The 26,204-nt window shown below is 70.8% G+C and carries 33 protein-coding genes; 11 read left to right on the top strand and 22 right to left on the bottom strand.

Annotated elements, in window-relative coordinates; all coding sequences use genetic code 11:
* Positions 1-49: 49 nt before the first annotated feature.
* The 11 genes from QEZ54_RS03530 to QEZ54_RS03580 all read right to left on the bottom strand — a co-directional run bounded on the left by QEZ54_RS03530 (position 50) and on the right by QEZ54_RS03580 (position 8,294).
* Positions 50-664 (bottom strand): MarC family protein, encoded by a 615-nt coding sequence (locus tag QEZ54_RS03530; RefSeq protein ID WP_281302954.1) that lies wholly within the window; start codon positions 662-664, stop codon positions 50-52.
* 31 nt (positions 665-695) lie between these two features.
* Positions 696-1,550, bottom strand: a complete 855-nt coding sequence (locus QEZ54_RS03535; RefSeq protein WP_281302955.1) for a PHP domain-containing protein — start codon at positions 1,548-1,550, stop codon at positions 696-698.
* Positions 1,547-2,743 (bottom strand): hypothetical protein, encoded by a 1,197-nt coding sequence (locus QEZ54_RS03540; protein ID WP_281302956.1) that lies wholly within the window; start codon positions 2,741-2,743, stop codon positions 1,547-1,549. Before QEZ54_RS03540 ends, QEZ54_RS03535 begins: the two co-directional genes overlap by 4 nt.
* A gap of 5 nt (positions 2,744-2,748) precedes the next feature.
* Positions 2,749-3,447: a SigE family RNA polymerase sigma factor gene (locus tag QEZ54_RS03545; RefSeq protein ID WP_281303050.1), complete on the bottom strand. Its 699-nt coding sequence runs from the start codon at positions 3,445-3,447 to the stop codon at positions 2,749-2,751.
* Positions 3,448-3,689: 242 nt separating this feature from the next.
* On the bottom strand, positions 3,690-4,544 hold the full coding sequence (locus QEZ54_RS03550) for a PH domain-containing protein (RefSeq protein WP_281302957.1): 855 nt from the start codon (positions 4,542-4,544) through the stop codon (positions 3,690-3,692).
* Between the two features lie 4 nt (positions 4,545-4,548).
* Positions 4,549-4,707, bottom strand: coding sequence for a hypothetical protein (locus tag QEZ54_RS03555; RefSeq protein WP_170213147.1), 159 nt, complete (start codon positions 4,705-4,707; stop codon positions 4,549-4,551).
* A 163-nt stretch (positions 4,708-4,870) separates the two neighbouring features.
* The gene (locus QEZ54_RS03560; RefSeq protein ID WP_281302958.1) at positions 4,871-5,530 is read right to left on the bottom strand and encodes a DUF6758 family protein; all 660 of its coding nucleotides are present in this window, start codon (positions 5,528-5,530) and stop codon (positions 4,871-4,873) included.
* A 145-nt stretch (positions 5,531-5,675) separates the two neighbouring features.
* Entirely contained in the window at positions 5,676-6,299 is a 624-nt protein-coding gene (locus QEZ54_RS03565; protein WP_281302959.1) for an RNA methyltransferase, read from the bottom strand.
* Positions 6,300-6,419: 120 nt separating this feature from the next.
* Positions 6,420-6,953: a hypothetical protein gene (locus tag QEZ54_RS03570; RefSeq protein WP_281302960.1), complete on the bottom strand. Its 534-nt coding sequence runs from the start codon at positions 6,951-6,953 to the stop codon at positions 6,420-6,422.
* 61 nt (positions 6,954-7,014) lie between these two features.
* Complete coding sequence (locus QEZ54_RS03575; RefSeq protein ID WP_281303051.1) at positions 7,015-7,860, bottom strand: HTTM domain-containing protein; 846 nt, start codon at positions 7,858-7,860, stop codon at positions 7,015-7,017.
* Positions 7,860-8,294, bottom strand: a complete 435-nt coding sequence (locus QEZ54_RS03580; RefSeq protein ID WP_348650504.1) for a hypothetical protein — start codon at positions 8,292-8,294, stop codon at positions 7,860-7,862. Before QEZ54_RS03580 ends, QEZ54_RS03575 begins: the two co-directional genes overlap by 1 nt.
* A gap of 225 nt (positions 8,295-8,519) precedes the next feature.
* Here QEZ54_RS03580 and QEZ54_RS03585 point away from each other — a divergent pair, with 225 nt between their 5' ends.
* Positions 8,520-8,972: a MaoC family dehydratase gene (locus tag QEZ54_RS03585; RefSeq protein ID WP_217394588.1), complete on the top strand. Its 453-nt coding sequence runs from the start codon at positions 8,520-8,522 to the stop codon at positions 8,970-8,972.
* 149 nt (positions 8,973-9,121) lie between these two features.
* On the opposite strand, the gene QEZ54_RS03590 is transcribed toward QEZ54_RS03585, so the two are convergent.
* Complete coding sequence (locus QEZ54_RS03590) at positions 9,122-9,508, bottom strand: DCC1-like thiol-disulfide oxidoreductase family protein (RefSeq protein ID WP_281302962.1); 387 nt, start codon at positions 9,506-9,508, stop codon at positions 9,122-9,124.
* A 149-nt stretch (positions 9,509-9,657) separates the two neighbouring features.
* On the opposite strand from QEZ54_RS03590, the gene QEZ54_RS03595 reads away from it, so the two are divergent.
* Both QEZ54_RS03595 and QEZ54_RS03600 read left to right on the top strand, forming a co-directional pair.
* The gene (locus tag QEZ54_RS03595; RefSeq protein ID WP_281302963.1) at positions 9,658-10,038 is read left to right on the top strand and encodes a thioredoxin domain-containing protein; all 381 of its coding nucleotides are present in this window, start codon (positions 9,658-9,660) and stop codon (positions 10,036-10,038) included.
* 27 nt (positions 10,039-10,065) lie between these two features.
* Complete coding sequence (locus QEZ54_RS03600; RefSeq protein WP_281302964.1) at positions 10,066-12,171, top strand: intein-containing Rv2578c family radical SAM protein; 2,106 nt, start codon at positions 10,066-10,068, stop codon at positions 12,169-12,171.
* On the opposite strand, the gene QEZ54_RS03605 is transcribed toward QEZ54_RS03600, so the two are convergent.
* Positions 12,158-12,481 (bottom strand): DUF3817 domain-containing protein, encoded by a 324-nt coding sequence (locus QEZ54_RS03605; RefSeq protein ID WP_281302965.1) that lies wholly within the window; start codon positions 12,479-12,481, stop codon positions 12,158-12,160. The two genes, QEZ54_RS03600 and QEZ54_RS03605, sit on opposite strands and share 14 nt — an antisense overlap.
* Positions 12,478-12,879 (bottom strand): hypothetical protein, encoded by a 402-nt coding sequence (locus QEZ54_RS03610; protein ID WP_281302966.1) that lies wholly within the window; start codon positions 12,877-12,879, stop codon positions 12,478-12,480. The genes QEZ54_RS03605 and QEZ54_RS03610 overlap by 4 nt, the downstream gene beginning before the upstream one ends.
* Before the next feature lie 80 nt (positions 12,880-12,959).
* Between QEZ54_RS03610 and QEZ54_RS03615 the strand changes: the two genes are divergently transcribed.
* Entirely contained in the window at positions 12,960-13,652 is a 693-nt protein-coding gene (locus QEZ54_RS03615; protein ID WP_281302967.1) for a hypothetical protein, read from the top strand.
* Here QEZ54_RS03615 and QEZ54_RS03620 read toward each other — a convergent pair.
* Complete coding sequence (locus QEZ54_RS03620; protein ID WP_281302968.1) at positions 13,630-14,829, bottom strand: acyl-CoA dehydrogenase family protein; 1,200 nt, start codon at positions 14,827-14,829, stop codon at positions 13,630-13,632. The two genes, QEZ54_RS03615 and QEZ54_RS03620, sit on opposite strands and share 23 nt — an antisense overlap.
* A 155-nt stretch (positions 14,830-14,984) precedes the next feature.
* On the opposite strand from QEZ54_RS03620, the gene QEZ54_RS03625 reads away from it, so the two are divergent.
* Positions 14,985-15,485 (top strand): DUF4190 domain-containing protein, encoded by a 501-nt coding sequence (locus QEZ54_RS03625; protein ID WP_281302969.1) that lies wholly within the window; start codon positions 14,985-14,987, stop codon positions 15,483-15,485.
* Positions 15,486-15,557: 72 nt separating this feature from the next.
* On the opposite strand, the gene QEZ54_RS03630 is transcribed toward QEZ54_RS03625, so the two are convergent.
* The gene (locus QEZ54_RS03630; protein ID WP_281302970.1) at positions 15,558-16,397 is read right to left on the bottom strand and encodes an SDR family NAD(P)-dependent oxidoreductase; all 840 of its coding nucleotides are present in this window, start codon (positions 16,395-16,397) and stop codon (positions 15,558-15,560) included.
* 73 nt (positions 16,398-16,470) lie between these two features.
* Between QEZ54_RS03630 and QEZ54_RS03635 the strand changes: the two genes are divergently transcribed.
* A complete protein-coding gene (locus QEZ54_RS03635; RefSeq protein ID WP_281302971.1) occupies positions 16,471-17,424 on the top strand; it encodes a CoA ester lyase in 954 nt (317 codons plus the stop codon).
* Positions 17,425-17,512: 88 nt separating this feature from the next.
* Here the strand turns inward: QEZ54_RS03635 and ddaH are convergent, their stop codons facing one another.
* The 3 genes from ddaH to QEZ54_RS03650 form a co-directional block, all read right to left on the bottom strand.
* Positions 17,513-18,364: a dimethylargininase gene (gene ddaH, locus QEZ54_RS03640; RefSeq protein ID WP_348650505.1), complete on the bottom strand. Its 852-nt coding sequence runs from the start codon at positions 18,362-18,364 to the stop codon at positions 17,513-17,515.
* A gap of 151 nt (positions 18,365-18,515) precedes the next feature.
* On the bottom strand, positions 18,516-19,496 hold the full coding sequence (locus QEZ54_RS03645) for a hypothetical protein (protein ID WP_281302972.1): 981 nt from the start codon (positions 19,494-19,496) through the stop codon (positions 18,516-18,518).
* Positions 19,489-19,707 (bottom strand): heavy-metal-associated domain-containing protein, encoded by a 219-nt coding sequence (locus tag QEZ54_RS03650; RefSeq protein ID WP_281302973.1) that lies wholly within the window; start codon positions 19,705-19,707, stop codon positions 19,489-19,491. The genes QEZ54_RS03645 and QEZ54_RS03650 overlap by 8 nt, the downstream gene beginning before the upstream one ends.
* Before the next feature lie 175 nt (positions 19,708-19,882).
* On the opposite strand from QEZ54_RS03650, the gene QEZ54_RS03655 reads away from it, so the two are divergent.
* Positions 19,883-20,851 carry an NlpC/P60 family protein gene (locus QEZ54_RS03655; protein ID WP_281302974.1) on the top strand — a complete coding sequence of 323 codons (969 nt, stop codon included), beginning with the start codon at positions 19,883-19,885 and terminating at the stop codon, positions 20,849-20,851.
* Between the two features lie 52 nt (positions 20,852-20,903).
* On the opposite strand, the gene QEZ54_RS03660 is transcribed toward QEZ54_RS03655, so the two are convergent.
* Positions 20,904-21,944 (bottom strand): hypothetical protein, encoded by a 1,041-nt coding sequence (locus tag QEZ54_RS03660; RefSeq protein WP_281302975.1) that lies wholly within the window; start codon positions 21,942-21,944, stop codon positions 20,904-20,906.
* A gap of 140 nt (positions 21,945-22,084) precedes the next feature.
* On the bottom strand, positions 22,085-22,879 hold the full coding sequence (locus QEZ54_RS03665) for an inositol monophosphatase family protein (protein WP_281302976.1): 795 nt from the start codon (positions 22,877-22,879) through the stop codon (positions 22,085-22,087).
* A gap of 37 nt (positions 22,880-22,916) precedes the next feature.
* On the opposite strand from QEZ54_RS03665, the gene QEZ54_RS03670 reads away from it, so the two are divergent.
* Both QEZ54_RS03670 and QEZ54_RS03675 read left to right on the top strand, forming a co-directional pair.
* Complete coding sequence (locus tag QEZ54_RS03670; RefSeq protein WP_281302977.1) at positions 22,917-23,264, top strand: hypothetical protein; 348 nt, start codon at positions 22,917-22,919, stop codon at positions 23,262-23,264.
* A complete protein-coding gene (locus QEZ54_RS03675; RefSeq protein WP_281302978.1) occupies positions 23,264-23,791 on the top strand; it encodes an acyltransferase in 528 nt (175 codons plus the stop codon). The genes QEZ54_RS03670 and QEZ54_RS03675 overlap by 1 nt, the downstream gene beginning before the upstream one ends.
* Here the strand turns inward: QEZ54_RS03675 and QEZ54_RS03680 are convergent.
* Positions 23,781-24,377, bottom strand: a complete 597-nt coding sequence (locus QEZ54_RS03680) for a TetR/AcrR family transcriptional regulator (protein WP_281302979.1) — start codon at positions 24,375-24,377, stop codon at positions 23,781-23,783. The genes QEZ54_RS03675 and QEZ54_RS03680 overlap by 11 nt on opposite strands.
* Positions 24,378-24,532: 155 nt before the next feature.
* Here QEZ54_RS03680 and QEZ54_RS03685 point away from each other — a divergent pair, with 155 nt between their 5' ends.
* Both QEZ54_RS03685 and QEZ54_RS03690 read left to right on the top strand, forming a co-directional pair.
* Positions 24,533-25,432, top strand: coding sequence for an ABC transporter permease (locus QEZ54_RS03685; RefSeq protein ID WP_281302980.1), 900 nt, complete (start codon positions 24,533-24,535; stop codon positions 25,430-25,432).
* Positions 25,425-26,195 carry an ABC transporter ATP-binding protein gene (locus tag QEZ54_RS03690; RefSeq protein WP_281302981.1) on the top strand — a complete coding sequence of 257 codons (771 nt, stop codon included), beginning with the start codon at positions 25,425-25,427 and terminating at the stop codon, positions 26,193-26,195. The genes QEZ54_RS03685 and QEZ54_RS03690 overlap by 8 nt, the downstream gene beginning before the upstream one ends.
* The last annotated feature ends 9 nt before the right edge of the window (positions 26,196-26,204 follow it).

Consider the following 26,204-nt stretch of genomic DNA (forward strand, 5'->3'; position numbering starts at 1 on the left):
AGATAGGCCACCGTCAATAAAAGGCGGCGGCGTGGAAGCGATCACCGGGTCAGTGGGCGGTGGTGTACATCTCCACGAACGCGCCGATCGAATCCGCCATCAGCTGCACCGCGATCGCCGCCAGCAGCAGACCCGCGATCCGCGTCAGCACCTCGATCCCGCCCGGCCGCAGCACCTTCACGATGAACCCCGAGTACCGCAGCACCAGCCACACCGCCACCATCACCGCCAGGATGCCCAGCGCGATCGCCACATAGTCCCCCGGCGCGTCGGCCCGCCGCACGAACAGCATCGTCGCCACGATCGCACCCGGCCCGGCCAGCAGCGGCGTACCCAGCGGCACCAGCGCGATGTTCGAGGTGGCCTGGTGGTCGGGGTCGTCGGCCTTGCCGGTCAGCAGTTCGAGGGCGACCAGCACCAGCAGCAGACCGCCCGCGCCCTGCAGCGCGGGCAGCTCGATGTGCAGGTAGTCCAGGATGGTCTGCCCCGCGACGGCGAACACCGCGATCACCCCGAGCGCCAGCGCGACGGCCTGCCATGCGGCCCGGTGGCGCTCGCGGGCGGGCAGCGCCCCGGTCAGCGCCAGGAAGATCGGCACCATGCCCGGAGGGTCGGTGATGACGAGCAGGGTCACGAACACTTCGCCGAAGAACTTCCAATCCACACCGGATGCATAGCACGGCGCGGACCCCCGGTCAGGCGACTCCCGTGATCGGGGTGACGCCGGTCGCCGCGGCGAGGAGCCGTTCGAGCGATTCAGGGGCGGTGGTGTACTCGCCGATGCGGACCTTCTTGTGCGTGCCGTGGTAGTCGGAGCTGCCCGTGGTGAACAGGCCCAGCTCGGCGGCGTGGCGGCGCACCTCGTCCCGTTCGGCGGGGCTGTGGTCGTGGTGGTCGGCCTCCAGCCCGTTCAGCCCGGCGGCGGCGAGTTCGGCGAAGAGGCTGCCGGGCACGACCCGACCGCGTACGGAGGCGCGCGGGTGGGCGAAGACGGTGACGCCGCCGGCCGCCCGGACCAGGGCGAGTGCTTCGAACACGTCGAGGTCCGCCTTGGGCAGGCGGTAGCGGCGGCCGAGCCACTGCGGCCCGAACGCCTCCTGGGTGTCGGTGACCAGCCCGGCTCGGATCAGCGCCGCGGCCAGGTGCGGCCGTCCGACGGTGCCCCCGGCGGCGTGGGTGAGCACGTCGGCCCAGTCCACCGCGATGCCGTCGGCGCGCATCAGCTCGACCATGCGCTCGGCCCGGCCCAGCCGCGACTCGCGGACCCGGGCCAGCGCCGCGGCGAGCTCCGGATGCCCGGGATCGAACAGGTACGCCAGCAGGTGCAGCGCGATCGACTCGTCCGGCCCGTGCCACCGGCAGCTCAGCTCCGCGCCCCGGAGAAGGGTGAGCCCGGCCGGCAGCGCGGCCGCGGCGGCCGCCCAGCCGCCGGTGGTGTCGTGGTCGGTCAGCGCGGCGACGGTCAGTCCCGCCGCCGCCGCCTGCCGCATCAGCTCATCCGGCGGGGTGGTGCCGTCGCTGGCGGTGGAGTGCAGATGCAGATCGATCATGAGCCGCTGGGGCCGTACTCGGGCACCAGGCTCCAGTCCGGGGTGACGCCCTCGGGCATCTTCACGCCCAGCTGCGAGCCGTCGTGGCGGCAGGCGATGAGACCGCCCTGCGGCGTCTCGGCGACCGCCTGGACGCTGTCGGAGGTCCACACCGCGGGCGTCTTCTCCCTGGCCGCGCAGACCGCCGTGACGACCAGCGAGTTCGGCTCGCCGAGCCGCACCGCCGCGGCGGCCCGGGTACGTTGCAGGTCGATGATGCGGACCTTCTCGTCGGCGGTGATCGCCAGCCACTGCCCGTCCGGCGACATCGCGGCCGACTGGTCCAGCCCGGTCGCGAGCCAGTCCTCGCAGCCCAGGATCTGGCCGACCTTGAGCCCGGTCTTGGTCGCGGTGACGTCGGTCAGGCAGTACGTCTCGCGGTCGCGCACGACGCCGACCGCGGCGCCGTCGGCGGCGCTGGCGTACACCGCGACGAGCGAGCTCTGCCAGGTCTCGGAGTACTTCTCCGGGCCCGCGCTCCAGTAGTCGAAGCTGCCGTCCTTGCCGACCACGACCCCGTCCCCGACGAACGACACCGGCCGCAGCCCGTCCGGCACGGCGGTCGAGGCGAGCGGCACGCCCTGGCCCGGCTCGTCGACCTTCGTGACGGTGAGCCGGTCCTGGGTGACGGCGGCGAGGCGGGAGCCGTCCGAACTGACCGCCCAGCTGCCCGCGACCGGCAGGGCGACGCTGTTGTAGCCGTTGTCGGTCTGCACCCGCACGGTGCTTCCCTCGGAGTAGACCCAGCCGTCGGGCACCCGCGCGATCTGGCCGATCCGCCCGTCGCCCTCCAGGGTCACCTTGCGGCCGTCCTTGGTCCACACCTGCTCGCCGACGAGGAGGTCCAGCAGCTGCGGGCTCTGCGCTCCGGCCGCGGGGGTCTCGGCGGCGGTGGCGGCGGGGCCGGTGCCGTACAGGTTCTGGAAGGTGAGCCGGTTGGGGTCGGCGGGCTGCGCCGTACCCCCCATGCCCTGCAGGTAGAGCGCGCCGCCGACGACCGCGACGAACGCGCCCAGCGTCGCGCCGGCGGCCGCGCCGCGCCGCCGCCGGCCGCTGCGGCGGGCACGCCGGATGGCGCCTCCCGCCACGTCGACGGAGGCAGGCGGAGTCTGTACGCGAGCCGCGAACATCTCGCGCAGCTCGTCCTCAAGCATGGTGCTCACCGCCCGGATCGGCCGACCGGCACCCGTGCCGGTCCTGCAGCTTCCCTCCGAGGCGCCGGTACGACCGGAACCGGCTGCGCCGGCACCGGCACGGTCGCCGCGTCGGTGGTGCCGCCTGCCAGCAGGCCCGGCACCAGCTCCGGAACGACCATGTCGGGCACCGGACGGGCCGCCACCCGCGGCGCCGCCTCCGCGATCGCAGGCAGCCTGCCGGTGACACCCTCCGCAGCCAGCTTCTGCCGCAGCGTCCCCAGGGCCCGTGATGTCTGACTCTTCACGGTTCCCGGCGAGATCTGCAGCATCGCGGCCGTCTGCGCCTCGGACATGTCCTCGTAGAAACGCAGGACGAGCACGGCGCGTTGTCGTGTGGGCAGAGCTTTGACATGTTTCCACAACACGTCGCGGTCGAGCTGCTCTTCGAGGTTGTCCGGGGCGGCCCGCTCGGGCAGGAACTCGGTGGGGCGCTCGCCGTGCCAGCGCCGTCGCCACCAGCTCGTCGCGGTGTTGACCAGCACGCGCCGGGCGTACGGCTCCACCGCCTCGATCTGCCCCAGCCGCTTCCAGGCGAGGTAGGTCTTGGTCAGCGCGGTCTGCAGCAGGTCCTCCGCCGTGGACCAGTCGCCGGCCAGCAGGTAGGCGGTGCGCAGCAGCGCGGCCGACCGTGCGGTGACGAAGTCGCGGAACTCCTCCTCCATCGCGGAGTGGTGACCCACCGACGCACCTCCCATCGCGGACGTGCACCACAGCACGCCCGACCGGGCGCGTCCAGCGCGCCCTCACCCCGTGGAGAGGTCCGCTGCCGAAACCCGCGGCGATGGATACCACGTATGCGCGTACCTCACCGCACACACTTGCATATGAGCGCTACCGGATCTAGATCTGGCAGGACATTTTCCCAGTCGCCAAACAGGCGGAACCTAGGAAGCTTGTCGCGCGTCTATTCCTCTTCGGTCTCGCGCCCAAGGCGCGCCTCGACCGCCGCCGGCTCGTACATCTCCTCGACGATGCGCAGGTAGAGCTCGTTCGGGTTCGGCATGTGGTCGACCTTGCTCAGCGCCTGGTCCTGACCGGCCGACTCGAGCACGAAGGTGCCGTAGTTGAGCATGCGACCCAGCGGGGTCTGCTCGTACTTCATGTCGGTGACCTTGACCAGCGGCATCATCGCGACCTTGCGCGTGATCAGCCCCTGCACCAGCATCAGCCGCTTGTTGGTGAGGATGAACCGGTCGAAGTACCAGTCCAGCACCGTGAAGCCGACCCAGCCCATCACCAGCGCCCACACCACGACCGCCATCACCCACACCCCGGCGCCGGTCTGCTTGGCCAGGAAGCCGGACAGGTAGCCGAGCGCGAACGTGGCCAGCACGCCGATCATGATCGGGTTGGTGAGGTGCACCCAGTGCCGCTTCCACTCGCCGCGGTAGCGCTCCGTCGGGAACAGATACCGGGCGACGACGGTGCTCGGCTCGTCTTCGAGCGGGAGGACCCGACGCGGTCCGATCGGCACGCCGGAGGCGTCGAACCGCAGCCCGGCCAGCTCCTCCTCGGTGAAGTGAGGAATCTGCTCGGCGGGTGGCGACGGCACGTCGCCCGGCGGGGCACCGGCCCCGCCGTGGGCGCCCGCCCCCACCGCGGCCTTGCCGACGAAATGTGGATATTCCTCGGCGTGAGCCTCGGCGCGGGTACGCGGAATCGACTCCGTGTCACGCTCGCGCCGTCCAGGCCAATCCGGACCGTCGTGGCCCGCCCCCGGCTCGTCGCTCGGCTCGTCCGGCCCCAGCCCGCCGATCATCGGGTCAGGCGACCAGGCTGCCGAAGAAGTCGCCGAAGCCCTGGGCGATGTCCATGACGGTGCCGCCCAGTGTCTTCACGACGTTAGCCGCAGAATCAGGCCGGAACGCCACGAAGAAGATCAGGAAGGCGATGCCGCCCCAGGTAAGGATCTTCTTGAGCATGTCGCTCTCTCCCCCTCCGCCTCGTCCACTGTCCGTGTCCACACGACGTTTCCGTGGCCGCGGCGAGACTCAGCGTATCAGTAACGATGCCTGCCGAGAATCATTAAGGCACATCCTGGGCGGCCATGTAGCAGCGTCCGAACAGGAAAGTTAGAAAGCTGACTCAGTGAGCGCCGACCAGGCGCGGGGAGAGCGCGCCGTAGACGAGCTCCGCCGGGAGCCAGTCGGCCAGATCGTGCAGGACGACGTCCTCGGAGAGCAGGTAGCCGGCCTGTGCGGGCCAGGTGACGGCGTACAGCCAGCGGCCGCGGGCCTCGCCCACGTACACGCTGCGGTCGTCCGGGGCGGTTACCGCCCACAGTGGAGTGGGGTGCCCGGCGACCTTGAGCTTCGCGTTCGAGCCGTGCTCGGCGGCGAGGCAGTGGGCCAGGCTCGGGCCGGGATCGGGGCCGGGGATGCCGGCGTACCGGGCGCCCAGGCCCACGCCGGGGTCCTCCGCCACCAGCACCACGTCGGCCGGGCCGTCGCTGAACGGGGTCGGCCCGCTGCACGCCAGCACCGTGGCGACCACGCCCTCGCGGTCGTCGCCCACCCAGCCCACACCGGTCACGGTCCAGCCGGTCGGCAGTGGCCACAGGCACCACAGCGGCATCCCGGAGTCGACCGCGCGCCCGGTCGCGGCGGCGAACACCTCGTGGTTGACGCGCGCCGCGGTATGCAGCGGCGGCACCTGCCCATCCCGGTCGCACAGCCACCCGGAGTGAGCCAGACCCGGCGGCCGCAACGCGCCGCCACACCGCGGACAGGACACCGCGAGACCCATGAGCCCACTGTCCGCCCGAGGATCAGCGCACGTCAAGCAACTACCCAAGATCGACTGCCGTTTCGCCCCGGCCGCGCTCGACTTCCTCCCCGGGATCTCCGTCAGGGGACGGAAAGCCGGTTTCGGCGGACCACCGGTGCCGGGCTCAGGCAGGCGGGGCGGCGTACGCGCGGATCCAGGCGTGCATGGCCACCGCCGAGGCGACTCCGGCGTTGATGGAGCGGGTGGAGCCGTACTGCGCGATGCTGAACATGCGGTCGCAGGCGGCGCGGGCGGCCTCGGACAGCCCCGGCCCCTCCTGGCCGAAGAGCAGCGCGCAGTGGCGCGGCAGGGTCGCCGACTCCAGCGGCAGGCTGCCCGGCAGGTTGTCGATGCCGATCACCTCCAGCCCGGCGCCGCGGGCGAAGGCGACGAACTCCGCCACCGTCTCGTGATGCCGTACATGCTGGTAGCGGTCGGTGACCATGGCACCGCGCCGGTTCCAGCGGCGGCGGCCGACGATGTGCACCTGGGCGGCCAGGAACGCGTTGGCGGTCCGCACCACCGTGCCGATGTTGAAGTCGTGCTGCCAGTTCTCGATGGCCACGTGGAAGTCGTGCCGCCGGGCGTCGAGGTCGGCGACGACCGCCTCCAGCCGCCAGTAGCGGTACTTGTCGACCACGTTGCGGCGGTCGCCCTCGGCCAGCAGCCGCGGGTCGTAATGGGCGTCGGTCGGCCACGGGCCGGGCCAGGGGCCGACCCCGACCTCCAGCTCGTCGTCGGTGCTCACAAGCCCAGCAGCTTATCTCGGTCCCCAGCCACCCCGCCCCCGGCGGAAAGGAAGGGCCCCTTCTTATCGCATTGCGAGGTAGAAGGGCCCCTTCTTAACCGACTGCTCCGGCGGTGGCGGTCAGATGTTGCGGAGCGCCTGCTGGAGCTCGTCGAGGAAGATCTGCTCGGCGGGGCTTCGCACGACCCCGCCGAAGCCCAGCAGGCCGCCGGTGCGGGCCGCGCCGCAGACGCGGTCGGCGATGGCCTCGAGCCAGGCGCGGTACGCGACCGCGTCGGCCGGCGTGGCCCGGGCGTCGAGCACCAGTGCGGCGGCCCGGCAGCTCACCAGCACCTCGGCGATGGCGTGCGACGGGTCGCGGAACTGCTCGGCGGTCGGCGGATTGGGGTCGGCCTCGGCGTAGATGGCGCCCACGATGGCCTTCACCAGGTCGGAATCGGAGTCGGCTCCGGCGGCGATGGCGTTGATACCCGCGATGCCCTCGTCGACGGTACGGCGGTCGCTGTCCGGCTCGGCGGAGGTCGCGGCGATCATGATGCGAGCGGGGAGCCGGGTCAGCAGCTCCCACTCGTGCGACTCGAAGGTCAGCGGGGCGATCTCCCGCCGGTACATCTGGCGGGCGACGAGGTGATCTGCGGCGAATTGGCTCGGCATGGCGGACCTCCTGCCGTCAGCATATGCCGAGGCTGAGCGGGCGCGACCCGAAGCGAGCCAATCACCCGGCCGGTACGGCCCGCCGTTGCCGCACCCTGCGCACCCGCTCCGACACCCGGTCCGCGGCCCGCTCCAGCGGCAGGAACGCCAGCAGCGCCACCAGGTGCGGCAGGAACGAGATCGTGATCATCGAGAAGGTGACCAGGTGGAAGGAGTAGAAGAAGGCCACCACGCGCGTACGCCACTTCTCCGGCAGTACGAACACCAGCGGGCTGGTCAGCTCGAACGCCATGATCCCGATCTGCGCGAGGATCAGCAGGTACGGCACCGGCGCGATCAGATGCGCCAGCTCGGTGCCCCGGCGCAGGATGGCGCGGGCCAGCACCGACCCGGTCATCCACTCCGGGCCGCCGTAGCGCAGCTTCGCCCACGCGGCCAGGAAGTACGTCGCCACCACCGCGAGCTGGACCATCCGCAGCGCCCAGCCGGCCCGCTCGCTCGGCTCGCGGTCGCGCCAGCGGGCCGCGCCGCAGGTCGGCAGGACGGCCAGCGCGACCAGGAAGGCGAACCGGTCGTGGTCCACCTTCCCGTAGCTCATCGCGATGATCATCCACTCGAAGTAGAGCAGGAAGACGGTCCAGCCGAGCAGGCGCGGCGCGCGCCCGGTCGCCGCGGCCAGCGCGGCGGCGAGCAGCACCCAGAAGATCGACTGGACCAGCAGCGAGTCCGGCACCGGCAGGTGCAGCACCCGGGCGATCCACAGCGGCTGGTACAGCTCGCCGTCGACCGAGCCGTGCGCGCGCACCCACGGGGTGAACACGACCAGGTCCAGCGCGGTGAACAGGTAGACGGCGGTGCGCAGCAGCGCCACCCGCCCGCGCGGAACCGGCGCGAACAGCCACTTCATCACGGCTGCACCACCTGCCACCGGGCCAGCACCTCGTCGCGCCACTGGCCCGTGGGGCGGCTGGTGCGGATCTCGTGCCAGCGCATCACGTAGCGCACCTCCACCAGTGCGGCCGCGTCCGGGTTGCGGCGGCGGTACGCCTCGACGACCTCGCGCAGGCGGGCCGGGTCGGCGACGAACAGGTCCTGCTGCCCCTCGATCTCGGCCCGGCGCATCCCGGTCTCCCGCTCGCCGAGGACCACCGTCGCGCCGTGCGCGTCGGTGCCCTCCAGGCGCGGGTCGGGGGCGGGCTCGTTCGGCGGGTTCACGCCCGCGTACATGCGGAACGGGCCGAAGGGGAAGTGGTCGTCGGAGCCCCAGAGCGTGCCCCCGAGCAGCGCGAACGCGGCGAGCAGGGTGGCCAGCACCCGGGTCGCGCGCTGCGCGTTGGTCATCGTCTCCATCGTCGCCAGAGGCTACTTGCAAGGCGTGCCCCATAGCAGCCCCGGGCCCCTAAGTTACCGAATGGTAACTATGAGATAAGTCTCGGAGCGCCCTATGTACACACCTTTTGACCTGCGGCAGAATCCTTCAACACAAGCGTGGGCGGCGGGTGCCGGGGAGGGCCCCGCCGTTCACTGCGTTCCGGGGCGACGACGCCGAGACGGGAGTGACGGACGATGCAGTTCGGGCGCTACTACGAGGAATTCGAGGTCGGGGCGGTCTACAAGCACTGGCCCGGAAAAACCGTCACCGAGTACGACGACCACCTGTTCTGCCTGCTCACGATGAACCACCACCCGCTGCACCTGGACGCGCACTACGCCGCGACGCAGACGGACTTCAAGCGCAACGTGGTGGTCGGCAACTACATCTACTCGCTGCTGCTGGGCATGTCCGTGCCCGACGTCAGCGGCAAGGCCATCGCAAACCTGGAGGTCGAGTCGCTGCGCCACGTCGCGCCCACCTTCCACGGCGACACGATCTACGGTGAGACGACCGTCCTCGACAAGCGCGAATCCTCCTCGAAGCCCGACCGCGGCGTCGTGTCGGTCGAGACCCGCGGCTACAACCAGGACGGCACCCTGGTCTGCGTCTTCAAACGCAAGGTGATGGTCCCCAAGCAGCCGTGACCGGCCCGCCCGCCGGACCGCCGGCGCCCAGCATAGACAGTGGCCTATCCAGAGGACGATTTTCCAAGATTCGTCTTCCAGATAGGCCACTGTCTATTAAAAGGTGGAGCGGCGCGACCCGCCCGCCCGACGGGGGCGGGGGTCGGCGGTCAGGCTTTGGAGGGTGCCGACGGCAGCGGGATGGCGCAGGCCGCCGTGCCGCCGGGCATCTGGTGGCGGTGGCGGGCGACCCAGCGGTATAGCGGCCACAGCGCGGCCGTCACGGCGCGCGGCTTGAGCGCATAGCCCACCGGCTTCCACGCCGCGTTACTGGAGCGCAGCAGGGCGCCGATCGCCTCGGGACCGGCCAGCGTCGGGCGTCCCTCCTCGACCCACTGCACGGCCTCCAGGCACTGCGCCCGGGTCAGGCCCAGTGCGGCGAGGTCGGCACGCTGCCAGGCGGACACCTTCGCCCCGGTCGGGATCCACCGGTTCACGAAGTTGGCGCACGTGGTGCAGAAGGCGCAGTCACCGTCGAAGATGAAGGTCGGACTCACACCCTCATCATGCCCCGCCACGCCGCCCCGTGCGATCCTGGATGGCCTGTGCGCCGTGTCACGCCGGATACGGTGGTGGCCGCGGGAATGATGTGCCGCCGACAGCGGTTTACATGGACGCTGATCGTTTGAAGGATGGGAGCACGACCATGGGCACCGTGGAGTTCACGGCCGACAACTTCGTGGAGAAGACCAGCGGGGAAGGCATCACCTTCATCGACTTCTGGGCAGACTGGTGCGGGCCGTGCAAGCGCTTCGCGCCGACGTACGAGCGCGCCGCCGAGGCCAACCCGGACATCACCTTCGGCAAGGTCGACACGGAGGCGCAGCAGGAGCTGGCCGCGATGTTCCAGATCCAGTCGATCCCGACGATCATGGCGATCCGGGACGACGTGGTGGTCTACTCCGAGCCGGGTGCCATGCCCGACGCCGCCTTCACCGAGCTCATCAAGAAGGTCCGCGAGATCGACCCGGAGCGGCTGAAGGCGGCCAAGTCCGAGCACGAGGAGCACGCGCACAAGGCCCCCTAATCTTCGAACATATGTTTGAATAGCGGGGTGCGCTGGAGCAACCTGACCGCGAGCACCCCGACCGACGGAACCGCGCCGGCGCAGCTGGAGCTGCCCGGCGCGGTCGTCCGCACCTTCGACACGCCCGGCTTCGCCGGAATGACGTTCTACGAGGTCAGAGCCAAGTCCCTGATCAACCGGGTGACGGGCGACCGGGACCGGCGCGGCGTGCCGTTCGAATACACGATCAACCCCTACCGGGGCTGCACCCACGCCTGCACCTACTGCCTGGCGGCCGAGACCCCGGTGCTGCTGGCCGACGGGCGCACCCGCCCGATCGCGCAGCTGCGCGCCGGGGACGCGATCATCGGCACGGTCCGCGAGGGCGCCTACCGGCGCTACACCGTCACCCACGTGCGTGACGTGTGGTCGACCGTCAAGCCGGCCTACCGGGTGACCCTGGCCGACGGCACCGAGCTGGTCGCCAGCGGCGACCACCGCTTCCTCACCGACCGGGGCTGGAAGCACGTCACCGGCGCCCGCACCGGGCCGGGCCAGCGCCCGCACCTGACCACCGGCAACAAGCTGATGGGCACCGGCGCGTTCGCCGAGCCGCCGAAGGAGTCGCCGGACTACCGCCGGGGCTACCTGGCGGGCATGCTGCGCCCGGAGCCGGACACCGGCGCCTACCGCGACCCCTACGGCACCGTCCCGCGCTTCCGGCTGGGCGGCGAGGAGCCGCAGGCGCTCAGCCGGACCATCGGCTACCTGCGCGAGCTGGGCGCGCACACGGCGGAGTTCTGCCGCTCGGGCCCGCGCACCGGGCTGAGCACGCACGCCCGGCGCGACCTGGAGCTGATCACGTCACTGATCCGGCTGCCCGGCGACCCGGCCGAGGACGCCGGCGACCTCGGCGACGGCGCTGACGGCGCGGCCGCCGACTGGGCCAAGGGCTTCCTCGCCGCGGTCTACGACGCCGAGGGCAGCCATACCCAGGGCCTGTTCCGGATCGTGCACGGCAGTCCCGAGCTGGTCGAGCCGGTCCGGGCCGCGCTGCGCCGGTTCGGCTTCGAGTTCGCGGTGGAGGACCGGCGCGGCCCGATCGGGCTGCTCAGCCTGCGGCTGCTCGGCGGCCTGACCGAGAAGCTGCGCTTCTTCCACCTGGTCGACCCCGCAGTGACCCGCAAGCGCACCGTCGACGGCATCGCGATCAAGGGCAGCGCGCCGCTGCACGTCACCTCGATCGAGCCGCTGGGCCTGGAGCTGCCGCTGTGGGACATCAGCACCGGCACCGGCGACTTCATCGCCAACGGGGTGGTGAGCCACAACTGCTTCGCCCGCAATACGCACACCTACCTCGACCTCGACGCGGGGCACGACTTCGACTCCAAGATCGTGGTGAAGGTGAACGCGCCCGAGGTGCTGCGCCGGGAGCTGAGCGCGCGCACGTGGCGCGGACAGCCGATCGCGATGGGCACCAACGTGGACTGCTACCAGCGGGCCGAGGGGCGATACGAGCTGATGCCCGGCATCATCGCCGCGCTGCGCGACGCCGCGAACCCGTTCTCGATCCTGACCAAGGGCACGCTGATCCTGCGCGACCTGCCGCTGCTGCGGCAGGCGGCCGAGCGCACCCGGGTGTCGGTGGCGATGTCGATCGGGTTCCTCGACGAGCGGCTGTGGCGCGAGGTCGAGTCGGGCACGCCCAGCCCGTCGCGGCGGCTGGACGCGGTGCGCCGGATGACCGAGGCGGGGCTGCGGGTCGGGGTGCTGATGGCGCCGATCCTGCCCGGGTTGACCGACTCCGACGAGCAGCTGGACGCGTGCGTGGCGGCGCTGGTCGAGGCGGGCGCGGCGAGCATCACGCCGCTGGTGCTGCACCTGCGCCCCGGCGCACGGGAGTGGTATCTGGCCTGGCTGGCCGAGCACCACCCGGAGCTGGTCGGGCTGTATGAGCGGCTCTACCCCGGGCAGCGGGCCTACGCCGCCGACGACTACCAGCGGCTGGTGTCGGCGCGGGTGCGCCGGGCGACCCGGCGGCACGGGCTGGCCGCGCGGGAGGAGGTGGCCCGGGAGCTGTCCATCAACGGATCACTGCCGGCGGAGCCGGAGCGGGCCGAGCCCGCTCCGGACGTCCAGCTCACGCTTTGTTGAGCTCCGGCTGCGCGTCGGTGCCCTTGACCCAGCCGACGACCAGGCGCTCGGCCACGAACGAGAAGAACGGGATGGTCCCGGCCAGCGCCACGACCAGCATCCGCTTCACGCCCCACTGGGCGCGGCGGGCCAGGTCGGCGGCGAACCCCAGGTAGACGACGTACAGCCAGCCGTGGATGGGGGCGATGACGGTGACACCGGTGTTGTCGTCGGCGAAGTACTTCATGGGCATCGCGACCAGCGTGAGCAGCAGCAGCATCACGCCGACGATCCAGGCGATCACGCGGTAGCGGGTCAGTGCGCCGTTCATCGGAGCTCCTTAGCGGGATAGTCGCCGGGTCGTGCCTCGGGGTGCTCGTTCAGCCACGCCAGATACTCGTTGTACGCGGCCAGCTGCGGATCATCCGCATCGTCGGTCGCCGCTGTGGCCGGACTCACCCGACGGGTGATCACCGGCCGTTCCCGAGGCTCAACGGCCGGGGCGGGCTCGTCGGCACGGGCGCCACGCAGGGTCAGCCGCATCTCCCGCACCCACATCACGATCACGAACACCGCGAACAGCGGCCACTCGAAGGTGTACGCCCAGCTCAGTGTGTTTCCCTCGGCCGCGCGACCCGCCTGCCACCAACCGAGAGCCAGGAAAGCGGCGACGGATGCCAGCACCAGGGCATGCCCGGCCAGCCAGCCGGGGGTGAGCAGTCGTCGCACGGCAGCCAGAGTAACCGACCTGGACGCGGTGACCAGCCGCACCGTGGGGCCACGTGAGCCGATCTCGTACCCTTTCAGCCGTGGTGGGGATTCGGGGCGCGGACCGGCGCCGGTGGGCGCTCGCGCTGGGCGGGCTGGTCCTGGTCGGGGCGGCGTGGTGGTGGGGCCTCACGTGGCCGATCGCGCCGTTCTCCCCCGAGGAGCCCTGGACGATCTGGCCCCTGGTGCTGCTGGCGCTGGTCGCGATCGGCCGGGCCGTGCTGCTGCGGCGGCGCCGCTCCGGCGCCTGGCGCCAGGGCGCGGCCGACGGCGAGCCGGGCCTGGCCGTGTCGCTGGCGGCCGACCTCTGGATCGCGCTGGCCGTCTACGGGATGCAGCTGCCGATCATCGCCCGGTACGCCAAGACCGAGAGCGCGCTGGAGTGGGTGGTCGCGGTGCTGGACTCGCTGCTGGCGCTCGGGATCATCGCGGCGCTGGTCGTGCCGGTGCGGCAGCGGCGCAACCAGATCGTGCTCAACGCCGACGGGGTACGCGTGCACCGCCATCACTTCCCCTGGTCGGAGGTGATCGGGGTGACCCAGGACCCGCGCAGCGGGTGGCGGCTGGCGACCGTCGGCCGGGTGCTGTTCCTGCGCGGCACCGACTACGGCATGTGGGACCGGGACATGGTCAACGTGATCCGGTTCTACCTGGAGCACCCGCAGCGGCGCGGCGAGCTGGCGCACCTGCCCACCGCGCCGGCGGAGCTGGTCAGCGGGCCCGGTACTCCTTGAGCAGGCCGCGCGAGATGATCGTCTTCTGGATCTCGCTGGTGCCCTCGCCGATGAGCAGGAACGGCGCCTCGCGCATCAGCCGCTCGATCTCGTACTCCTTGGAGTAGCCGTAGCCGCCGTGGATGCGGAACGAGTCGGTGACGATCTCGTGGCAGTACTCGCTGGCCAGCAGCTTGGCCATGCCCGCCTCGACGTCGTTGCGCTGGCCGGAGTCCTTCAGCCGGGCGGCGTTGACCATGAGCGCGTGCGCGGCCTCGATCTTGGTGCCCATCTCGGCGAGCTTGAACGCGATGGCCTGGTGCTCGGCGATGGCCTTGCCGAAGGTGCGGCGCTGCTGGGCGTACGCCATGGCCAGCTCGAACGCGCGGATGGAGATGCCGCAGGCGCGCGCCGCCACGTTGACCCGGCCGACCTCGATGCCGTCCATCATCTGGTAGAAGCCGCGACCGGCCTGGTCGGCGCCGCCGAGCACCGCCGATTCGGGCACGCGGTGCCCATCGAGGATCATCTCGGTGGTCTCGACGCCCTTGTACCCCATCTTCTCGATCTTGCCGGGGATGGTGAGGCCGGGCGCGGTCTGCCCGAACCCGGGCTCCTTCTCCAGCAGGAACGTCGTCATGTTGCCGTAGACGGTGTCCGCGCCCTGGTCGGTCTTGACCAGCGTGGCCACCACCGAGGAGTACGCCCCGTTGGTCAGCCACATCTTCTGCCCGTTGAGCACGTACGAGTCGCCGTCGCGCAGCGCCTTCGAGGTGATCGCCGAGACGTCGGAGCCGCAGTTCGGTTCGGACATGCTGAACGCGCCGCGCACCTCGCCGGTGGCCATCCTCGGCAGCAGCCGCTGCTTCTGCTCCGCCGAGCCGTGCTGGCTGATCAGGTACGCCACGATGAAGTGGGTGTTGACGATGCCGGAGACCGACATCCAGCCGCGCGACAGCTCCTCGACGACCAGGGCGTAGGTCAGCAGCGACTCGCCGAGGCCGCCGTACTCCTCCGAGATGGTCAGTCCGAACAGGCCCATCTCCCGCATCCCGGCCAGGATCTCCTCGGGGTAGCGGTCCTCGTGTTCGAGGCGCTGCGCCCGGGGGATGATCTCCTTGTCGGCGAACTCGCGTACCGTCTCGAGGATCGCGGTCTGCACGTCGGTCAATCCGGGAGTACGGGCGAGACGGGCCATAGTCAGCCTCCAGAGCAGGAACTGAACGTACCTTCAGGTGAGGTGAGTATGAGCCGCCTCCCCCGTCCATCCAAGCTGCTTGACAGGGACGTCACTGTGAAAAGGTTCACCGGGTAGTAACTTCCCGCCCACCCCCCGAAGAGGAGTCAGCTCCGATGACCTACCCCCCGCCCTCAGGTCAGGACCCGTACGGCAACCCCCCTCCGGTCAACCCGTACGCGCCGCAGCCCCCGGCCGCGCCTGACCCGTACAGCGCCCCGCCCGCCCCGTCGTCGGGCAGCCCGTACGCGGCGCCGTCCTCGGGCAGCCCGTACCAGCAGCCGCCGGTCTCCGGCCAGCCGTACGGGCAGCCGTACGGGCAGCAGCCCTACCAGCAGCCCGTCGGCGCGCAGCCGGGCTACCCGGTCGCGCGCCCGCAGAACACGATGGCCCTCGTCGCCATGATCCTGGCGATCGCGGGCCTGCTCATCCCCATCACCGCCCCGATCGGCGCGATCCTGGGCCACATGGCCATCAAGCAGGTGCGCCAGACCGGCGAGGAGGGTGAGGGCATGGCCAAGGCCGGCATCATCGTCGGCTGGATCATCACCGGCCTCTGGACGCTCGGCTGCCTCTGCGGCATCGGATTGCCCCTGCTGGCGGCCGCCGGCAGGTGACCAGCAGCGCGGAAGGGCCCCTCGGCGCGGATGGCCGCGGCGCGAGGGGCCCTTCCCGGTCAGGGCGAGGCGTCAGAGCCCGACCGCCTTGGCGCTGGCCTCCCACAGCCGCGCGGCGAGCTTCGGGTCCCGGATCGCCGGGTTCGGCTCGGTGAGCTTGCGCGAGACGTAGTAGCCGCCGTTGGCCAGCTCCGCAGGGTCCGCCGTGGACAGCCAGACGAGCTGGTCGGCGCCCTGCTCCGGGGTGGCCAGCCCGGGGGCCAGCCGGTAGAACAGCTTGGCCAGCGGGGTGCCGAAGCGCGTGCGCACCACCCCCGGGTGGAACGAGTAGCTGAGCAGGTCCGGCCAGCGCCGCGCCGCCTCGGCCGCGAACAGGATGTTCGCCCGCTTCGAACCGCCGTACGCCAGCCAGGCGCTGTACACGCCGCCGGTCCGGTCCAGGTTGTCCGGGTCGAGGCTGCCCGCGTTGTGCGCCATCGACGCCGTGTTCACGATCCGGGCGCCGGGTGCCAGCCGCTCGCGCAGCAGATTGGTCAGCAGGAACGGCGCCAGGTGGTTGGTCTGGATGGTCAGCTCGTGACCGTCCACGGTGGTCGCGCGGGCACGGGCCACCACGCCCGCATTGTTGGCCAGCACGTCGACGCGCTCGCCCGACAGGCGCTCGGCCAGCTCCCGTACGTCGGCCAGCCGCGCGAAGTCGGCCAGTTCCCCGCGCGGCGCCGGGCCGGTCGCCGCAGCTCGGACCAGGCCCAGCGTCGCGTCGACGCGCGCCTGGTCGCGGCCGACCACGGTCACCCGCCAGCCCCCGCGGGCCAGCGCGACGGCACCGGCCTGACCGATGCCCGAGGTGGCACCCGTGATCACGACATGCCGGGGCTCGTTCACCTTCTGGGACGCCGTGAGATCTTCCACAGTCCCGTTCTCCTCTCGACGGGGGGAAGGTTACCGTGGCGTCAACTAACTGAACGGTCCTTAAGGAGATTCGATGGCCGCGTTGGGTCGTTCCCGCAGATCGTGCCTCGCTGTGCCGGGATCCAGCGTCAAGATGCTCGGCAAGGCCCAGGGCCTGCCCGCCGACCAGGTGTTCCTCGATCTGGAGGACGCCGTGGCCCCGCTGGCCAAGCCCGAGGCGCGCAAGAACATCGTGGCCGCGCTGAACGAGGGCGACTGGGCGGGCAAGACCCGCGTGGTCCGGGTCAACGACCTCACCACTCCGTGGACCTACCGGGACGTCATCGAGCTCGTCGAGGGCGCCGGGGCCAACCTGGACTGCATCATGCTGCCCAAGGTGCAGAGCGCCGCCCACGTCGAGTGGCTCGACCTGACCCTGACGCAGCTGGAGAAGACGCTCGGCCTGCCGGTCGGCGGCATCGGCATCGAGGCCCAGATCGAGAACGCGGCGGGCCTGGTCAACGTGGACGCCATCGCGGCCGCCTCGCCCCGGGTGGAGACCATCATTTTCGGCCCGGCCGACTTCATGGCCTCGATCAACATGAAGTCGCTGGTCGTGGGCGCGCTGATCCCGAGCTACCCGGGCGACCCGTACCACTACATCCTGATGCGCATCCTCATGGCCGCGCGCATGCATGGCAAGCAGGCCATCGACGGGCCGTACCTGCAGATCAAGGATGTGGACGGGTTCACCGAGGTGGCGCGGCGCTCGGCGGCGCTGGGCTTCGACGGCAAGTGGGTGCTGCACCCGGGCCAGATCGACGCGGCCAACGAGGTCTACTCGCCCGCGCAGTCCGACTACGACCACGCCGAGCTGATCCTCGACGCGTACGACTACTACACCTCCGAGCAGGGCGGCCGGCTCGGCGCGGTGATGCTCGGCGACGAGATGATCGACGAGGCCTCCCGCAAGATGGCCCTGGTCGTCTCGGCCAAGGGCCGCGCCGCCGGCATGACCCGCACCACCACCTTCACCCCACCCGCCTAGCTCACGAAAGTTGCCTGGCAATCGGGCATTCGGGAACTCCGAACACGCCCGGTTGCCAGGCAACTTCGACGATCTTGGGGGTACGGACTCAGTCGCGGAGCTCGGCGATGCAGCACTTGATGCTGCCGCCGCCCTTCTTCAGCTCACCCAGCTCGACCATCACCGGGTGGTAGCCCGCGGCGGCGACCTTCTCGCCGAACGCGGCCGACTCGGTGTTGATCACGACGTTGCGGCCGTCGCTGACCAGGTTGAGCGCGAACGCCAGCGCGTCCGCCTCGTCGGCGATCACGGCGTTCGGGAACAGCTGCGCCAGCACCCGCTGCGAGGCCTCCGAGAAGGCGCCCGGGAAGTACGTGACGTTCTCGTCGTCGAGCGCGGCCAGGGCCACGTCCAGGTGGTAGAAGCGCGGGTCGACCAGCTTCAGCGAGATCACCGGGCGGCCCAGGGCCTCGGCGGCCTCGGCGTGCGCGGCGGGCTCGGTGCGGAAGCCGTACCCGGCCAGGGCGATGCCGCCGTGCGCGTCCGGCAGGTAGGCGAAGTCGCCCTCGCCCTCGTTGATCTGCGTGGGGGCGACGAACCGGTAGTCCTCGCGGGCCTCGTAGAAGGCGCGGTGCCCGGCGGCCTCGTCGGCGCGCTGCGGGTAGCGGAACTTGGCCCCGTACGCCACGCCGTCGACGACGAAGGCGCCGTTGGCGGCGAACACCATGTCGGGCAGGCCCGCCTCGGGGTTCAGCACGTGCACGGTGTGGCCCAGGTCGACCATGGTCTGGCGCAGCCCGTCCCACTGCTTCACGGCGAGCGCGGTGTCGACCGGCGTGGTGGTGTCCATCCACGGGTTGATCGCGTACTCGACGACGTAGTGCTCCGGCGGGCACATCAGGTACGTGCGGGGCCGGGGCTGGCGGGTGGGGAGAAGGTCACGCTCTGTCACGATCAGCAAATTTACCCAGCTCTACGCCCTTTTCGTAGCACGATGGATTGCGTCTCACGGCGTTCTGTTGCAAACCGCGCGCCGCCCACCGGCGGTTTGTTGCGTCCGAGCGCGGGCAGCGCTCTCACCTGAACCGGAGCAGTCGCCGGCGGGCGCGCGTTTACGTGCCCGGAGTGGGCACGACCAGGGTGAACTCGGCGGTGTGCACCTTGCCGCCGGTCTGGAAGTCGAAGAACATCCGGTAGGTGCCGGCGCTGGGCGCCGACAGCCAGAGCTTGACCCCGCCGTTGACCAGCGCGGGCTCGGGGTGCACGTGCACGTAGCCCAGGTCGAGGTCGCGCAGGACCACCAGGTGGCCGAACGACCCGAGGTAGGGCTCCAGGGTGACCGGCTTGCCGTCCCGGGTGACCGTGAACAGCATCGGCTGGCTCGCCCCGATCATGGTCGCGCCCTGGTACTCGACCTGGTAGCCGCCGGTCTCGGCGCGCTGGGCCGGCTCGGGCAGCGACCTGGGCGCGTAGTCGCCGGCCACGGTCAGGTCGGTGCCCAGCGCCACGGCGGTCTGGATCCCGGCCTGGTCGACGGCGGTGAAGTCGGCGTACGCCCGCCACAGGCCGGGCTTACCCAGGTCGGCGGTGACCGACCAGGTCCCGTCGGCGGCCATGGTCGGGTGCAGGTGCTGGTAGCCGGTGAGGTCGCGGCGCACCACGACCAGGTGCAGCGGCTTGTCGTGCACCACCGCGAAGCTGGTGACGGCGCGGCCGTCGTTGGCGCGGATCACGAACGACAGCTGCTCGGGGCCGGGCTTGGCGAACGAGGTGGTCGCGGGCACCAGCGTGTACCCGCCGGAGCTGATGGACAGGCCGCCCACCTCGGAGCCCGCGCTGGCCAGCGGCGAGTGGACGTGCACGCCGGGCGCGGTCGAGGGATCCGTCGCGGCGGGCGCGCCGGTGGTGGCCCCCTGGGTGGGGCTGCTGGGCGGGCCGAGCAGCTTGCCGAGGGTGAAGCCGACCACCAGCGCCACGACCAGGCCGCCGACGAACAGGCCGATCCGGGACCCGGCCGGGTCGAGCAGCGGCTTGCCCGCCTGCGCCCGGACGACCGGCTCGGCGGACTGCTCGGTGGCGGGCGCCTCAGGCATCGATGCCCGCCAGCTCGTATCCGGCCTCGTCGACGGCGTTGCGCACCTCGTCGATGGGCAGCACCGAATCGCTGGTGACCGCCGCGGTGCCCGCGGCGAGATCCACCTGGACGTCGCGCACGCCGGGGAGCGCGGTCAGCTCGGTGGTCACCGCGTTGACGCAGTGACCGCAGGTCATCCCCGAGATCTGGTATGTCGTCCGAACCGACATGGCTGGCTCCCTATCACCGCACCAGGCGAGCGATCGCCTCGGTGGCTTCCTTGAGCGAAACGTACCCCCAGGGGTACGGGGCCGTCATCTTCCCGCCCTGGTGGCTGCCGAAGTGCACCGATCATGCAGTTTTGTCGTTGTTCACCACGTGTCGAATTCCGCCACGCGGCGCAGGATGCTATGGATCGGTGCGACGGTGCTCGCCTCCGCGCTGCTGCTGTCGGGCCTGGCCCACGCCGAGCCCAGCCGAGCCGACCTCGACCGCGAGATCCGCAAGAAGTCGGACCAGCTCGAGGTGGTCGTCGAGAAGTACCACGCGCTGCACGACGACCTGAAGACCACCGAGGCGCAGACCGACGTGCTCCAGCGCCAGATCGATCCGCTGCAGCGGCAGATCGCGCAGCGGCGTACGGCGGTCGGCCGGCTCGCCGACGCGGGCTACCGGTCCACCCGCTCCATGGCGCTGACCCTGCTGCTGGACGCGGGCAGCACCCGCCGGATCCTCGACCGCCTGCTGCTGATGAACGAGTACACGCTGCACCAGCAGCGCGAGATCGAGGCGCTGGCGCAGACCTCCCAGCGCTGGGACACCGCCCGGCGCACCCTGGACGCGCTGCTGGCCCAGCAGCGTGACCAGCGCCGGGACCTGGCCGCCCAGCGGTCCGAGATCGAGAACTCCATCGCCGCCCTGCGCACCCTGCGCCAGCGCGCGTACGGCTACGGCGGCGAGCGCATGGACCTGCGGCCCGACCGCGCCCGGGTGGCGCTGCCCCGGGTCGCCAAGGGCGCGAACGAGAAGGTGGTGCGGTTCGCGCTGGACCAGATCGGCACCGCCTACCGGTGGGGCGGTGAGGGGCCGGGCGGCTACGACTGCTCCGGCCTGGTCGCGGCGGCCTTCCACCGGATCGGGATCAACCTGCCGCACCACGCCGGGCGCCAGGAGCAGCGCAGCCGCGAGATCAGCCGGGCCCAACTGCGGGCCGGCGACCTGGTCTTCTTCTACGCCGACCTGCACCACGTGGGCATCTACCTGGGCGGCGGCCGGATGGTGCACGCCCCGAGCTTCGGCGAGCGGGTACGCGTCGACCCGATCGACTCGCTGCCCATCCACAGCTTCGGGCGGGTCGTCGCCCCGACCGGCTGACCTCGGCCCGAAACGGGGCGCGGCCCGGAGGATGTCCTCCGGGCCGCGCTCGCTAGTACACCGAGACGTGTACGTGGTTGGTATGGTCGCCCGCCGGCGAGTCACCGCAGTTGGATCCGGTGGCCGAGTATCTGTGCCAGCCGGAGCCGACCGTCCACACCTGGCAGTAGAAGATCACGTACATGATGCCCAGGCGGCTGGCGTTCTTGACGTAGAACGCGGCCAGCTTCGAGCCGTAGAGCTTGCTGTCGCCGGTGGCCCCGTAGTCGTGGAAGCCGTCGACCTCGGTGGAGAAGTCGCAGGCCCGGCCCTTCGGATGCTCGTACATGTCACCGGGGCGGTAGCACGAGACGTAGCGCTTGAACCCGGCCTTCTTCGCCTCCTGCATCGCGTGCAGGGTGCGCGGGGTGATGCAGCCGTTGGTGGTCGGGTCGTTGATGCTGCAGGTCTCCTTCGGCCAGCTGCCGTCGGAGTTGCGCTTGGCCGGGATCGCCAGCGGCGAGGTCGGGTCGACCCAGCCGTTGGTGGCGTACCCGCCCAGCGCCGACAGCTCCCGCTCGGCGGCCTTGCGCAGCGCCGCCAGGTCCTTGAACAGCTTCGCCTGCTTCTTCACCTCGGCGTCGATGATCGCCTTGGCCTCGTCGGCCTCCTTGCGGGTGGCCACCAGCTCGCCGAGGATCGCCTCGTCGCGCGCGGCCATCCGCTCCAGGGCCGCCATCCGCTGCAGGAAGGCATCGGAGGTGGTGGCGTTGAGCATCGTCTCGAAGACGCCCAGCCGACCGGTCTTGTAGGCCTCGGCGGCGTACTTCACCACGCTGATGCGGGCGCGCTCGTACCTGTTCTCCGCGACGACCAGTTTGAGGTTCGTCGCCTGCTGGTCCTTCTTGGACTTCTCCAGGGCCGCCTCGGCCTCGATGTACTGCCCGGCGACGGTCTCGAGGTTCTGCCGGACCTTGGCGACCTTGGCGTTCGGGATCTCGTTCGGCTCTGCCGCGGCCGCGGTCGGGAATCCGCCCACCAGCACGGCGAAGGCCGTGATCGCGGTGAGAACGGAGGCGAACCGTCGCCGGCGGGGGCGCACCGTGAGGGGCACGGACGTGAATCCTTCCGTCGAACGCCGCGCAGTGGTGCAGAACAGAGCACGCGGCGGCGGCCGCAGCAGGATTCGGGGGTGCCTGCAGACGCGCGGCCGCGCGACAGATTAACCCGGCGCGGCGGCCCCGGAAAAGTTGTTCACTCCAGCAATACGCTGCGTACCAGCTCAAACACCGCATCGTCACGACAGACGAGCAGCCCGAGCTTCGGCTGGGCCGGGTCGTAGTCGCTGCCGTCGAAGTGGCGCACCACGCCCCCGGCCTCCCGGATCAGCAGCGCACCGGCGGTGTGGTCCCAGGGCAGGCTGCGCCAGAACATGGCGAAGTGGCGGCCGGACCGGATCAGGTGCGGGTACTCGTGCGCGGCGCAGCGGAAGCCGGGGACCGCCTCGGTCAGCAGCGGCAGCCGGGCGGTCACCTGCTCGCGCAGCTCCTGCGGCAGGTACTTGGTCATCACGGCGCCGCGCAGCTGCTCGGCCCCGATCGGGGTGTGGTCGAAGGCGACCCGCTCCCCGTCGATGTACGCCCCGCTGCCCGCCTCGGCGACCGACAGCGTCTTGGCCACCGGCTCGTAGATGGCGCCCAGCACCGGCACGCCACCGCGGATCAGGGCCACCATCAGGCCGAACGGCTCACGGCCGGCCGCGTAGTTGGCGGTGCCGTCGATGGGGTCGATGACCCAGACCGGCCCGGGCTCGTGCATCCGGGCCAGCACGGTCGGATCGGCGGCGACGGCCTCCTCGCCGACGACCAGCGAGCCGGGCAGCAGCTCCGACAGGCGCCGGGTGAGCGCCGCCTCGGCCTCGCGGTCGGCGACGGTGACGAGGTCGCCGGGGCCCTTCTCGATGACCTCCCCGGCGGCGAGGTTGCGGAAGCGCGGCAGCACGATCTCCTCGGCGACGTCCCGCAACACGCCCACCACCTGGTCGATCATCGGTGTCGCCCTCCGTCGCCGGTCTATGATCACGTACATGGTCGCACGGAGAACGGGCCGTCAACTCGCCGCCGTCGCGCTGGCGGCGGTGCTCGCGGGCGGTGCGCTGGCCGGCTGCAGCGGCGAGGGCGCAACGGCCACCTGCAGCACCAGCACCTGCACGATCACCTTCGACCGCACCGTGAACAACGCCAAGATCTCGATTCTCGGCGTCGAGGTGCAGCTCGTCAGCGCCGACGCGGACACGGTCACCCTGAAGGTCGCGGGCAACCAGGTGACCATCAACCGAGGTGACGGCGTCAAGGTCGGCGATCTGAGCGTGAAGGTAACCTCGGTCACCGATTCCCAGATCGTGGTCGAGGCCAGCCGCAACGCCGGCAACTGATGGAGCCGGACTTCTTCGCCCACCCCAGCGCCGACGTCGAGCCCGGGGCGCGGATCGGCGCCGGCACGAGGATCTGGCACCTGGCCCACGTACGGGCCGGGGCGGTGGTCGGCGCGGGCTGCGTGCTCGGGCGCAACGTTTACGTCGACACCGGCGCGACCGTCGGCGACCTCGTGAAGATCCAGAACAACGTCTCGGTGTACCAGGGGGTCACCCTGGAGGACGAGGTGTTCGTCGGCCCGTGCGCGGTGTTCACCAACGACCTGCGGCCCCGGGCGCAGAGTCCGGACTGGCAGGTCAGCCCGACCGTGGTGCGGCGCGGGGCGTCGATCGGGGCCAACGCCACCGTGGTGTGCGGGACGGAGATCGGCGCGTACGCGATGGTCGCCGCCGGTGCCGTGGTGACCCGCGACGTGGCCCCGTACCAGCTGGTCGCGGGCAATCCGGCCCGCCATCTCGGCTGGGTGGACGAGCGGGGCGACGTGGTCTCCCGCGACGAGCAGCGCCCGGCCCCGGTCAGCCCCTGAGCCCGGCCGCGATCGCCTTGGCCAGCCGGGGCACGTAGTCGTTGGGCAGCGGGTGGCGCGCCACGGCCAGGTGCCAGTAGACCGGCCCGACCAGCAGGTCCAGCGCGAGCACCGGGTCCGTGCCCGCGGGCAGCTCGCCTCGGGCCACCGCGCGCTGGATCACCAGCACGCCCATCTCGTGCTGGGTGTTGCGCAGCGCCTGCTGCAGCGTCTCGGCGATCTGCGGGTTGCGGGCCGCCTCGGCGAGCAGGTCCGGGATGATCTGCGAGGCCAGCGGGTGGCGCAGCGCCTTGGTCAGGATGGTCAGGAACAGCGTCAGGTCGCCGGGCAGGCTGCCCATGTCTGGCAGGGACAGCTTCTGGCTGGCGACCCCGGAGACGATCTCCAGCACGAGTTCGAGCTTGGAGCTCCAGCGGCGGTAGACGGCGGTCTTGGCGACCCCCGCCCGCCGGGCGACCGCCTCGATCGACAGCCGGCCATAGCCGACGGCGGCCAGCTCCTCCACCACCGCGTTCTGGATCGCCTCGGTGATGTCGCCGCGGAGCACGGCAGCCCCGGCCGGGGTTCGTCGAGTCTGTGGCAGCACATCGATACAATAGCGCAGCGACGCAACGGTTGCGTTGCGACGTGAGCGCCACTAACATCATCTTCGGTACGTCGCTACGGTGGCGTTCCATCCTCGACGTCGGCTACCGTGTGTCACCGCTAGACGTCCCCCACCAGGAGATCGGAGCCCGTACCATGGCAGACGCTGTGGTGACTGAGCCTTATCCCGCCCTCGCGCCGGCTCAACTCGCCGCCCGGCACGGTCTCCGCGTCGCCGGTGCCCGACCGGGTCTCGTGGAATACGTCCGCCGGCTCTGGGACTACCGCCACTTCATCGTCGCGTTCGCCAACGCCCGGAACATCGCCACGTTCAGCAGCGCGAAGCTCGGTCAGCTCTGGCATGTGCTCACCCCGCTCACCAACGCCGGCGTGTACTTCCTGATCTTCGGCGTCATCCTCGGCACCAACAAGGGCATCGAGAACTTCGTCGGCTTCCTGTGCGCGGGCATCTTCATCTTCGGCTACACGCAGCAGGTCGTGATGGCCGGCACCAAGGCGATCACCGACAACATGAACCTGATCCGGGCGCTGCAGTTCCCCCGGGCCAGCCTGCCGATCGCGGCCACGATCACCCAGTTGCAGCAGATGCTGTTCGCCATCGCGGTGCTGCTGGGCATCGTCCTGGTCACCGGCGAGCCGATCACCCTCAAGTGGCTGACGCTGATCCCGCTCCTGCTGCTGCAGACCCTGTTCAACGTGGGCATGGCGATGCTGTTCGCCCGGCTCGGCTCGAAGATCATGGACCTCAAGCAGATCGTGCCGTTCCTGCTGCGTACCTGGCTCTACGCCTCCGGCGTGTTCTTCAGCCTCGGCAAGGCCATCGCGGACGCGCCGCACACGGTCAAGGTGCTGCTCCAGCTCAACCCCATGGTGCCGTTCATCGAGCTGACCCGCGAGGCGCTGCTGCAGGACAGCGGCGTCCCGCCGGAGTCGGTCACCGAGATGTGGCTGGTGGCCGCCGGATGGGCAGTGGTGCTCGGCGTCGGCGGGTTCATCTACTTCTGGCGCGGTGAGAAGGAGTACGGCCGTGGCTGACAAGCGCATCCCCACCGTCATCGCGGAAGACGTGCACATCACCTACCGGGTGCACGGCGCGCAGAACAAGGACACCTCCCCGCTCGGCGCGCTCAAGCGCATCGTCCGGCGCCAGCCCTCCGGGGTGGTGCGCGAGGTGCACGCCGTCAAGGGCGTCAGCTTCACCGCGTACGAGGGTGAGGCCATCGGCCTGATCGGCTCCAACGGCTCGGGCAAGTCCACGCTGCTGCGCGCGGTGGCGGGGGTGCTCCCCTCCAACCAGGGCTCGATCTACACCAAGGGCCAGCCGTCGCTGCTCGGGGTGAACGCCGCACTGATCAACGACCTCTCCGGTGAGCGCAACGCGCAGCTCGGCTGCCTGGCCATGGGTATGACCATCGAGCAGTCCCGGCAGGCCACGCCGCAGATCATCGACTTCTCGGGCATCAACGAGCGGGGCGACTTCGGCTCGCTGCCGATGCGGACGTACTCGTCGGGCATGGCGGCCCGGCTGAAGTTCGCCATCGCGGTGGCCAAGCGGCACGAGGTGCTGCTCATCGACGAGGCGCTGGCCACCGGTGACGCGCTGTTCCGGCGCAAGAGCGAGGAGCGGGTGCGCGAGCTGCGCGCCGAGGCGGGCACCGTGTTCCTGGTCAGCCACTCGCTCAGCTCGATCCGCGACACCTGCGAACGGGTCATCTGGCTGGAGTCCGGTGTGATCAAGGCCGACGGTCCCACTGAGGATGTCGTGCCCGAGTATGAGGCGTTTGCCAATAAAAAGTAACCCTCTGCC

The sequence above is a fragment of the Catellatospora sp. KI3 genome (assembly GCF_029948125.1).
Taxonomy (GTDB): Bacteria; Actinomycetota; Actinomycetes; order Mycobacteriales; family Micromonosporaceae; genus Catellatospora.

Excerpts from the sequence above, each read along its gene's own strand:
- QEZ54_RS03535 (WP_281302955.1), bottom strand. The coding sequence starts at position 1,550 with ATGATCGATCTGCATCTGCACTCCACCGCCAGCGACGGCACCACCCCG.
- QEZ54_RS03540 (WP_281302956.1), bottom strand. The coding sequence starts at position 2,743 with ATGCTTGAGGACGAGCTGCGCGAGATGTTCGCGGCTCGCGTACAGACT.
- QEZ54_RS03545 (WP_281303050.1), bottom strand. The coding sequence starts at position 3,447 with ATGGAGGAGGAGTTCCGCGACTTCGTCACCGCACGGTCGGCCGCGCTG.
- QEZ54_RS03550 (WP_281302957.1), bottom strand. The coding sequence starts at position 4,544 with ATGATCGGCGGGCTGGGGCCGGACGAGCCGAGCGACGAGCCGGGGGCG.
- QEZ54_RS03555 (WP_170213147.1), bottom strand. The coding sequence starts at position 4,707 with ATGCTCAAGAAGATCCTTACCTGGGGCGGCATCGCCTTCCTGATCTTC.
- QEZ54_RS03560 (WP_281302958.1), bottom strand. The coding sequence starts at position 5,530 with ATGGGTCTCGCGGTGTCCTGTCCGCGGTGTGGCGGCGCGTTGCGGCCG.
- QEZ54_RS03570 (WP_281302960.1), bottom strand. The coding sequence starts at position 6,953 with ATGCCGAGCCAATTCGCCGCAGATCACCTCGTCGCCCGCCAGATGTAC.
- QEZ54_RS03575 (WP_281303051.1), bottom strand. The coding sequence starts at position 7,860 with ATGAAGTGGCTGTTCGCGCCGGTTCCGCGCGGGCGGGTGGCGCTGCTG.
- QEZ54_RS03580 (WP_348650504.1), bottom strand. The coding sequence starts at position 8,294 with ATGACCAACGCGCAGCGCGCGACCCGGGTGCTGGCCACCCTGCTCGCC.
- QEZ54_RS03585 (WP_217394588.1), top strand. The coding sequence starts at position 8,520 with ATGCAGTTCGGGCGCTACTACGAGGAATTCGAGGTCGGGGCGGTCTAC.
- QEZ54_RS03595 (WP_281302963.1), top strand. The coding sequence starts at position 9,658 with ATGGGCACCGTGGAGTTCACGGCCGACAACTTCGTGGAGAAGACCAGC.
- QEZ54_RS03605 (WP_281302965.1), bottom strand. The coding sequence starts at position 12,481 with ATGAACGGCGCACTGACCCGCTACCGCGTGATCGCCTGGATCGTCGGC.
- QEZ54_RS03620 (WP_281302968.1), bottom strand. The coding sequence starts at position 14,829 with ATGGCCCGTCTCGCCCGTACTCCCGGATTGACCGACGTGCAGACCGCG.
- QEZ54_RS03625 (WP_281302969.1), top strand. The coding sequence starts at position 14,985 with ATGACCTACCCCCCGCCCTCAGGTCAGGACCCGTACGGCAACCCCCCT.
- QEZ54_RS03635 (WP_281302971.1), top strand. The coding sequence starts at position 16,471 with ATGGCCGCGTTGGGTCGTTCCCGCAGATCGTGCCTCGCTGTGCCGGGA.
- QEZ54_RS03645 (WP_281302972.1), bottom strand. The coding sequence starts at position 19,496 with ATGCCTGAGGCGCCCGCCACCGAGCAGTCCGCCGAGCCGGTCGTCCGG.
- QEZ54_RS03650 (WP_281302973.1), bottom strand. The coding sequence starts at position 19,707 with ATGTCGGTTCGGACGACATACCAGATCTCGGGGATGACCTGCGGTCAC.
- QEZ54_RS03655 (WP_281302974.1), top strand. The coding sequence starts at position 19,883 with ATGCTATGGATCGGTGCGACGGTGCTCGCCTCCGCGCTGCTGCTGTCG.
- QEZ54_RS03665 (WP_281302976.1), bottom strand. The coding sequence starts at position 22,879 with ATGATCGACCAGGTGGTGGGCGTGTTGCGGGACGTCGCCGAGGAGATC.
- QEZ54_RS03670 (WP_281302977.1), top strand. The coding sequence starts at position 22,917 with ATGGTCGCACGGAGAACGGGCCGTCAACTCGCCGCCGTCGCGCTGGCG.
- QEZ54_RS03675 (WP_281302978.1), top strand. The coding sequence starts at position 23,264 with ATGGAGCCGGACTTCTTCGCCCACCCCAGCGCCGACGTCGAGCCCGGG.
- QEZ54_RS03685 (WP_281302980.1), top strand. The coding sequence starts at position 24,533 with ATGGCAGACGCTGTGGTGACTGAGCCTTATCCCGCCCTCGCGCCGGCT.